Source organism: Bradyrhizobium sp. NAS96.2, assembly GCF_001908235.1.
Taxonomy (GTDB): domain Bacteria; phylum Pseudomonadota; class Alphaproteobacteria; order Rhizobiales; family Xanthobacteraceae; genus Bradyrhizobium.
The window spans coordinates 1-7,471 of the sequence record NZ_LGHK01000233.1 but is presented as its reverse complement, the minus strand read 5'-3'; the positions used below and the strand labels follow the sequence as shown (position 1 = coordinate 7,471).

The following is a 7,471-nucleotide window of genomic DNA, read 5'->3' as shown; positions in this document are numbered from 1 at the left end:
TTTGAGAAGGGTGCGTGGCGAGCTACCAAAATCTCTGACGCGACCGGCGGCGGTCTCTATCTCTTGATCACGCCGGATCCGAACGGAAGGGGCAGGGCGGGCTCCAAGCTCTGGCAGATGGCCTATCGTTTTCACGGCAGGCAGAAGACCTATTCCATTGGGCCCTACGGCAACGGCAGCGACGGCACCGTCTCGCTCGCCACGGCACGCCAGAAACGTGACGCTGCAAAGGCCCTGCTCACACAGGACCGGCCGGTCGATCCCTCGATCGAGAAGCAATTCGAGCGGCATCGCCAGGCGGCTGAGCGTCCGTTCGGCGTGTGGATCGATGAATGGCTTGCGGAGAAGGAGACCGAGAAGATTAAGCGCGGCAGGCTTGTCACCGTGCGCAGTCCACAAACTATCGCGCTGCTTGGAAGGTGGTCCGGCTACCTGAAGGATCGCTTCGGCAATCTCCACCGGCCGGACATCAAGCGCCCCGACGTGCTTGCCTTCTTTCGGACGATGCAGGCCGAGGGGAGGTTGGAGACTCGTGACCGGATCCACAGTATCGGCGAACAAGTCTGCGACTACGCCGATCTCGAAGGCGACGGCTACAATCCGTTCCGCGCTTGCAAGAAGCAACTCAGCGTCAACGTCTCGACGCCGCGCCCGGGCGTCACTGAGCCGCAGGATGTCGTTCGTGTCTTCAGTCTGATCATGCCGCCGCGGGAAAAGGCCAGATTTGGCGACGTGGTCGGTGATGCCCTGCGGGTCGACGCATTAACCGTGCCCCGTCCTGGCATGATCAACGACATGGAATGGACCGAAGTCGACTGGGATGCGAAGCGCTGGACCATTCCCGCAGTGAAGATGAAAACCGGATGGGACCACGTCGTGCCGCTGTCGCGGCAAGCTCTCGCGATCCTGCGGCGCGTGCAACAGATCACAGGCAATCGGCGCTACGTGTTCGCTTGTGCCCAGGACGCGCCACTGTCGAACAGAACGCTATGTCAGCGATTGCGCGCACTCGGCATTGATACCAAGGCCGAGCATTGCGCGCACGGTTTCCGCACTACCTTCTCGACCCTTTGTCACCACGAGGAGATCGACGAAGCAAAGGTCTGGGACAGCGACGTCATCGAGTTGCAATTGGCACATCTCGAAAGCAACTCGGTAAAGGCGACCTACAAACGGCATGGCCCCCTTGCACTGATCGGTTCGCGCACCAAGCTGATGCAGCATTGGGCTGACCGGATCGATGGTTTTGCCGATCCAAAAAAGATTGCGCCGATCAAGGCATTCCATGAAAGCGCGAGCTAGCGAATCTAGGATTCTCTTGATGTACTCGGTTCAATCCGAGGGAGGCTCATATGGTAGGCCTCGATGGAATCGGCATCGACCATGGTCTGGCCACCCATCTTATAGGCGATGATTTTCCCTTCGTTGATTAACTGGTAGGCCTTGGTCCGGCCAAAACCGCCGCGCTCCAACGCCTTTTTCAGTGGGATCAGGTTACGTTTCTGGCAAGGCTCCCCCAGAATTGCCATGTGTTCTCTCGTAATCGGCTGCTACGCCGACATTGCGTTCTCGCGCGGCCAACCAGCCGCGTGCTTTCGGTCGCCACTCTACGTTCAAAGCTGCCTGCCACTCCAGTGAAGCTGACGAATGCTTGAAGCATTGTGGGAGATCTGAAAGAGCCAAGGATCATTGTGAGCCAGTGAGGTCGGATATGAACATAGGGATCATTTTCCGTTGACTGGGCTTTCCGCTTGAGGGTGACCATCTTTGTTGACGTATCGAGCCATCCCTTCCTCGCCTTAACTAGCCCAATCTTATCGATGATGCATTGGAGCGAGAGTTTAAGTTCTTCAGCACCCGCGATTGCGTATCGGCGGGGCACCGATCTTCGAAACGCTACGTCAGGATGGGTGCGTCGACACTCTTTCGCAAAGAAGGATTTGCGATCCATATCTGCACATCCAAGAATTGGTGACACGCCTATCTGCCATGTCGCCAATTGTGGCTTAAGGTAAAGCAATCATTCGCCGATTGCGTCAGCGTTTGAGCGATTTCGTCGTTTCGTATCGCGGTGATTTCCAACGGGTAGTGGGGCTATTGCAACGCGACAAATCGATCCCGGGCCTGCTGGATCCCACCGGCAAGCGCCTTTGCGTATAGCTCGCGCGCCTTCGTCACATCGCCGCGTGTTCCATAGGTCTTCCACGTGGAAAGGACGAGGGGATCATAGGTCTCCGCAAGCATAAAGCTTGCCTGTGCGCTACCCGTCCCGACAGCGTAATCGAGCACGATCCGCGCTGCACCGATATCCCCCTGGACGAGGAGAGCGCTGGCGCGCGCCAGCAACCTGGCAACTTCCGGACCGCCTTGCGCCTCAGCGACCGCTGGCTGCTCTTTCGCAGCCGCCTCTGCTGCTTGTGTCAGCGCGGGGTCGCGGCCCGGTGCCGGTGCCTCGGCCCGGTCGCGCTCCTTCTTGAGAGACTGTCGCAGCTCTGTCGTCGCGCTCTTGGCGGACTTCTTCACCTGCACCGCTTCGTCACCGGCCTTGCTTGACAGCGCCATCTGGGTCTCGAGGTCCCGCCGTGCCCTCGCAAGCTCGCCAGTCAGCGCCTCGGCCCTGTCGTGCTCCGTCTTCAAAGACTGTCGCAGCTCTGCGATGGCGCTCTCGGCGGCCTTCTTCGCCTGCACCGTCTCGTTACCTGCCCTGCTTGGCAGCGCCAGTTGGGTCTCGAGGTCGCGCCGCGCTGTCGCAAGCTCGCCAGTCAGTGTCTCAGCCCTGTCGTGCTCCTTCCGCAGAGACCGTCGTAGCTCCGCCATCCCGCTCTCCGCAGCCTGACTGAGCTGCGTCGCCTGATCGCGCGCCTTGTTCGCCTGCGCTGCCCGCATCTCAATGATCTGCTGCGCGCTCGCCAGTTCATTTGCTAGCGCCTCTGCGCGGCGCCGCTCCTCTTCAGAAGACTGTTGCACTTCCGGCTGCACTGTCTCCGCAGCCGGTTTGCCCTGCGCAGTATCCCGCGGTGCCTGTGCGATCGCCCGGTCGGCTTGCTGATGAAGAGCCGGATCCCGCGCCGATGAATCGGCCTTTTGCTGGTCTTGGCTTGGGACCTGGGTCTCCTTCTTGACGGCCTCCACATCTGCCGTGCTGGGCCCTACGTTGTCCTGCTCATCAATGTATCGCGTCACATAGGCGACGAACTCGGCGTGGAAATACCAGCCGATGAGCGACGCGCCGACCATCACCGCGGCGATCGAGGAGATGGCGCGCCGCGCGGTCCGTCCGCGCTCCTGGTTGCTCTGCGCGGCCCGTGCTTCAACCAGGACGCCAGTGACCGGGTCGGCGTTCGTAACCAGACGAGTTAATTCCGCCACCCTCGCGCGTTCGGCCAGGCCCGAGGGGAAACAAAAGGAGCGGGGCCCTGGCGACGCCGGGGGGGCGATTGATCCAGTCTCCTTTGGCGGAATAAACTCATCTTGCAGAATAAATTCATCACCTTCCTCTGGAAGATGCCTTGTTTGCCAATGCGTCGGCGTGATCTCGCTTGGCTCGCCATTTTTCCTAACCCACCCGCGCCCCTCAGCCGACCATTGAGCAGATTCGAAGCGTCCGCTTACGTCATCCTCAAGAATGACGAATGTTCCATCCCTTGGAGCGGTGTCGATCACGCGGCGCATGCAAAAGACGCCTATTCGATGCGGTTATCCAACTTTTTTAGAAGGACTTCGCCAATGCATAGATTCTACTCCACCCCACCAAAGGCCTCAAGAAATAGTCATTTAGGTCTTTGGCGGTAGTCCGATCGCAGCACGGCGGCGGGCACCTACTAGGCTGCGCGCCATGGCCGCAGGCCGAACTCGTCCGCCACAGCGCCGCTTGCAGGCGGCTGAAGGGGGCAAATCCGTATTTTTGCCGGTCAATGTTAACTCCCGTGCCAAAGCAGATCACCGCTTATGCGCGTGGACGCCCTGTGACTGCGCCAGAGCTCTTTCGGCCTCGGTTATCGCCGTGTTAGTTGAGCGGAGCCAACTGCTGTCACTGCTGGCGCTGGTGCCGACCAGACAGGCTAATCCATGTGCAATTTGGCGATCCAAATACCAGCGTAGCGCCGGCTCCGAGCTCTCGAACAATCGCGTGAGGTGAGCCATCGCAAGCGCCGGTCAGGAGCCCCACCAATCGCGCTCAGGGTCAAAAAAACGGGCGGCCTGTTGGATCCGCACCTCGCGGCCAAAGGCGCGTTTGAGCCAGTCCTCGTAGGCGAGATCTGTCAATCACACCGCATGGCCTGCTGTTCAGGTTCAAAGCGAAATGCCTAGCCTGATCAGATCACGCAGGCGGTGGAGCGGCTGTTCTGCGTCATCAAGGCGACGGGGCCGGTACGGCCGCCGTTGCGGTTTTCCGGTCCCTGCTCGAGCGAAACGTGCAGGTCCAGAAGCTTCATTCGCAGCTGCTCGATGAAGAGCGCAGCAGGCACTCGGCCGCACCCGCCGACGCAGGCAAGCCGCCGCGGGCGGTCACGCAGGGGTGGCAATCGAACCCGGAGAGTTGCGGCCGGCTTGGAGGGGATTCCGGGATCTGCTTTTGAGATAGTGCGACGTTGGGCGGGAAGTTCGTATCATGTGGGAAGTTGGGCGCTCTTCTCTGACCAGTTTTCATGTAGATCAAGGGGCGATGATAGTCGTTTCACGTGGGGCCGGGTCGCCGCCACTTGTGGTGGCTTCGCCCGTAAAGCTACGGGTGTCACGTGTGGCGCAAAGGAACCCCTTGTCGGTTCGACGTTAATGTTAAGGACGGGGATCTCATGTGGCGGTAGACGGCCGCGCAAATTTGCGGCAAATTGCATCCAAATTAGGTTAGGGGACTTGCTCGCGTTTTTGCGGAAGAAGAGTGCAAGCTTTCCCACGACGAAACGGCTTAAGGCAAAGAATTTTAATGCGTGCGGAGTTCAGGGCCGCACCGAAGCGGGCAGGGTAGCGTTCGAAGTCTTTTTTCACTGCGCGGCGGACGAGCAAATAATAATGGATGGCGTCGCAATTGCTTGTCGGCCGAAACGACTCGCAGATTTTTTGGCGAGCGTTTGGTAGTTTGATGAATTGATTTTCGACTGCAATCACACCTGCTCTGCGTCGGCAGAGTTTTTCAGGGAGTGTGTATTGCGTCGCGCTAATTTCATCCGGAAGGTTGAGCTGCCGATCAACTCGGCCGAGGTTGAAGCGCGCCTTCACGAGCTTTCGAGTTCTGTCCCTCCCACGTCACTCGAACTTTCGATCGATTCCTTGCCTTGCGCAGCGAACACTCCGCCGGTGCTGATTGATCAGCCGGCGTCGAGCTGCTCCGTTGCCTCGACACGGCTATCGCCGATAGCCCCGCGCTGCCCATTTGAAGCGCTGTCATTCCCAGCAGCGATCTCATCTACATAGACCGTTTTGACCGCCAGCCCGATTGCAAGGACCGCATTATGATTACCCAATCCAAAGTTGCTTCAGCCTCTCCGAACACCTCGGTGGCCATCGCGAAGTTCGGGCCCAATCATTGCCAATGCGGAGTGTTCACGGGCGCAAGTTCTAAACGCGAGATCGCCTTCATTGACCGCGGCATCGATGACCTCGAAACGCTACTTGCCGGCATCCGGTCGGATGTTGAGGCGATCCTGCTCTCCAACAATGAACCCGCACCCCGCCAGATGGCGCGAGCGCTGAAGGGCAGGAGAGGGTTGGAAGCGATCCACGTCATCGCGCACGGAAAGCCTGGCGAAATCTCCTTTAGCTCCGGATCGCTGTCGTCTGAAACGCTTCCCGATCATGTCGATGAGCTTGCCGTGATCGGAGCAGCTGTTGCTGATGGTGAAATTCGGCTGTGGTCCTGCCAGACCGCCCTGGGCGCTCCTGGCCGGGCGTTCCTCTCGGCTCTCGCGGATCGCACGCAAGCTGACGTGCGAGGCTCGATCAATCTCGTTGGATCCTCTAATCGCGGCGGCAGCTGGGCGCTCGACACCGGTGCAGTCACTCCGATCACAAGCAAAGCCATGGTCAACTACCAGGGCACCATGGATTCTAGCAACGGCACAACGGTCGACAACCTCAATGTGCTCGATGCGATCAAGACCAATGACACCAACGGCATCGAGTACATCTACTGGGCCGACATTTCGAGCTTCCTAACGACCAGCACGAACGCCACCCAGACCGTCACCATTCAGCAAGCATTTCAGGCCGGCCAACTGCTGCTGACATTCCAAGTCGGTACTTCGTACTATACGATCGGCTACAATAGTTCGTCGTCTGTCTACGATCAGGGCGGATTGGGAATTGGGTTCTTCCTGGAGCAGACTGATCAGTATGGAAAACCCGTGGGTCAGTTCGATCCGATCACCGGGCAAGTCGTTACGGGCGCCCAGCAACCATTGCTGAGCGGTATCAATTCCTCGATTTCCGACTTCGTCGCGAAGGTCAATGGTCTTTCGCTATTTTCTAGCACAACGCAGTTGATAACGGACACCATCGACGGGAGTGCTGGCAAGGACAACATTCAGGGTATTGCCAGCAACGCGGCAATTCACAACATTATACAGGGCGGCGCGGGAGCGGACGTTCTTACCGGCGGCATAGGCTCCGATTATTTTGTCTTTGCCCGAGCCACTGACTCGCCCGCCGCGGGACAGTTGAATTCAGGCGGACAACTTGCCCAAACCTGGGACCAAATCACGAATTTCCAGGTTGGCTCGGACAAGCTCGACTTTAGCCAGTTGATCAGTGATCAGTCGGTCTCGAGCGCGGGAGGCGTGACCGCGTTCGCGGCCGGGCTGGCAGAATTTCGCTGGTTTGGCCCGCAGCCGGCGAATACCAGCTCGATGGGTTCCACCAATGGCTACGGCGTTTGGTACACCCCCGACGGATCCGGCGGGGTCTATGTTTATGCCGACACGAACGGCGATGGTGTTGCAGATCTGAAGTTTGACGTCGCTGGTGTTACCGCGCTCAATCCCAGCGATTTTATTGCAGTAGATCCGCCGAGCGCCTTCACGGTCCACATCAATCCCATTGAACCTACCCAGTCGAACCCTTGGCTCATCAATCTCGCCGATGCAAGCACTCCAATAACCGTCACCGGCACGGTCACGCATTTCACACCGAGTGCGCAGCTGATCATCAATCTGAATGGCCATAACTACACGGCCACGGTTGCCGCGAATGGTACATGGTCCGCAGTCATTCCAGCGGGCGACTTGGCTCATGCCTTACTGCCGGACGGCACGTATACTCTTTCCGCCGTAGTGAAGGTTGGTAGCTCGACGGCCGCTTCAGATTCCCATTCGGTAAGCGTCGATGAGACGCCGCCGAGCGAGACCATCAGTTCGACGATTGGGACCAATACCGGGCTGACCACGACGATCAGCAGCGGCGGCCTGACCAAGGACAACACGCTGGCGCTGTCCGGCACGGTGAGCGACACCAATGGTGTGGCCTCGGTGCACGT

The 7,471-nt window shown here is 59.0% G+C and carries 5 protein-coding genes; 2 read left to right on the top strand and 3 right to left on the bottom strand.

Annotated elements, in window-relative coordinates; genetic code table 11:
• The first annotated feature begins 30 nt into the window (after nucleotides 1-30).
• On the top strand, nucleotides 31-1,302 hold the full coding sequence (locus tag AC628_RS36435; RefSeq protein ID WP_283806736.1) for a tyrosine-type recombinase/integrase: 1,272 nt from the start codon (nucleotides 31-33) through the stop codon (nucleotides 1,300-1,302).
• Nucleotides 1,303-1,307: 5 nt separating this feature from the next.
• Here the strand turns inward: AC628_RS36435 and AC628_RS36430 are convergent, their stop codons facing one another.
• The 3 genes from AC628_RS36430 to AC628_RS43445 form a co-directional block, all read right to left on the bottom strand.
• The gene (locus tag AC628_RS36430) at nucleotides 1,308-1,529 is read right to left on the bottom strand and encodes a helix-turn-helix domain-containing protein (RefSeq protein WP_074131505.1); all 222 of its coding nucleotides are present in this window, start codon (nucleotides 1,527-1,529) and stop codon (nucleotides 1,308-1,310) included.
• Between the two features lie 565 nt (nucleotides 1,530-2,094).
• Nucleotides 2,095-3,672 (bottom strand): hypothetical protein, encoded by a 1,578-nt coding sequence (locus tag AC628_RS36425; protein WP_074131504.1) that lies wholly within the window; start codon nucleotides 3,670-3,672, stop codon nucleotides 2,095-2,097.
• Nucleotides 3,673-4,848: 1,176 nt separating this feature from the next.
• Nucleotides 4,849-5,220 carry a hypothetical protein gene (locus AC628_RS43445; RefSeq protein WP_143202001.1) on the bottom strand — a complete coding sequence of 124 codons (372 nt, stop codon included), beginning with the start codon at nucleotides 5,218-5,220 and terminating at the stop codon, nucleotides 4,849-4,851.
• A gap of 233 nt (nucleotides 5,221-5,453) precedes the next feature.
• Here AC628_RS43445 and AC628_RS36420 point away from each other — a divergent pair.
• A partial coding sequence (locus AC628_RS36420; protein WP_143202000.1) for a DUF4347 domain-containing protein occupies nucleotides 5,454-7,471 on the top strand: 2,018 nt, incomplete at its 3' end.